Origin of the sequence: Paenibacillus plantiphilus, from assembly GCF_927798095.1 — a bacterium.
In the GTDB taxonomy this organism is placed as follows: Bacteria; Bacillota; Bacilli; order Paenibacillales; family Paenibacillaceae; genus Paenibacillus_Z; species Paenibacillus_Z plantiphilus.
This window is the reverse complement of sequence record NZ_CAKMMF010000077.1, coordinates 1-1,251: the sequence shown is the minus strand read 5'-3', so window position 1 is coordinate 1,251 and position 1,251 is coordinate 1. Positions and strand designations below refer to the sequence as shown.

Sequence of the window (1,251 nt, the reverse complement as noted above, 5' to 3'; positions counted from 1 at the left end):
TCACCGACTACTACGGTGTCTGTTGTAGCATTCGCTGTTACATCCGTTGGTGCTGTGCTCACATCGGATGTTGCTGTTGCATCTTTCGTTGGGCTTTCCAGTTTGTCTACTTCTGTGATCGTAGCATCAACCACTTGGCCATCGGTCAAGCCGCCTGGGATCGTTACTGTCACATCGCCAGTACTGCCGCCATTATTGGTTGCTGTACCGATTTCGGTGCCGTTATCGTCATAAATCGTAACGGTTGCACCTGCTGGTACATCACCGACTACTACGGTGTCTGTCGTTGCATTCGCGGTTACATCCGTTGGTGCCGCACTTTGATCCGCCAAGGCTACAAATTCGACCTTGACACTCTCAAGCTTAGAGACTTCTGTAATCGTTACATCAATTGCTTGAGTGTGAACCAAATCATTCGAACCTATCGTTACCGTTACACTATCAGTAACTGCACCGTTGTTAGTTGCAGTCCCAAGAATATTGCCAAGCTTGCCGTAGACATTAACTGTAGCGCCTGCTGGCACATTGTCTACTACAATCGTGTCTGTCGTAGCATTGGCCACTACGGTAACTGGCGGTGCGCTTTGATCCGCGAGCGCCGTGAATGACGCTTTATCACTTTCAAGCTTATCAACTTCTGTGATGGTAACATCAATAACTTGATTCTCCGTTAATCCAGTAATTGTAACTGTTACATCTTCAGTACTTACACTGTTGTTTGTAACAGTGCCTATTACATTGCCTAGAGTGTCATACACTTTAACCGTTGCACCTGCTGGCACATCGCCTACAACAACCGTATCTGTCGTGGAGTTTGCGACCACATCTACTGGTGCCGCACTTTGATCCGCCACTGCTGTTGCTGGTGTCTTCGTGCTTTCCAGCTTGTTCGGCTCGGTAATCGTCGCATCGATCACTTGGCCGACTGTCAAACCGGCACCGCCGATATTCACCGTCACGTCAGCTGTGCTGCCGCCGCTGTTCGTTGCTGTTCCGATAACAGTGCCTGATCCATTATAGATATTTACCGTTGCTCCTGCTGGCACATCGCCAACAACAACCGTATCTATCGTGGAATTTGCAACCACATCTACTGGAGCCGCACTTTGATCCGCTGCTGCTGTTGCAGGTGTCTTCGTGCTTTCCAGCTTGTTCGGCTCGGTGATCGTCGCATCGATCACTTGGCCTACTGTCAAACCGGCACCGCCGATATTCACCGTCACGTCAGCTGTGCTGCCGCCATTGTTCGTT

The 1,251-nt window shown here is 49.8% G+C and carries 1 protein-coding gene; it reads right to left on the bottom strand.

All coding sequences use genetic code 11. The features are described from left to right. Nucleotides 1-1,251, bottom strand: a 1,251-nt coding sequence (locus L6H65_RS26400) for an Ig-like domain-containing protein (RefSeq protein WP_236347759.1), incomplete at both ends; no start/stop codon positions are given.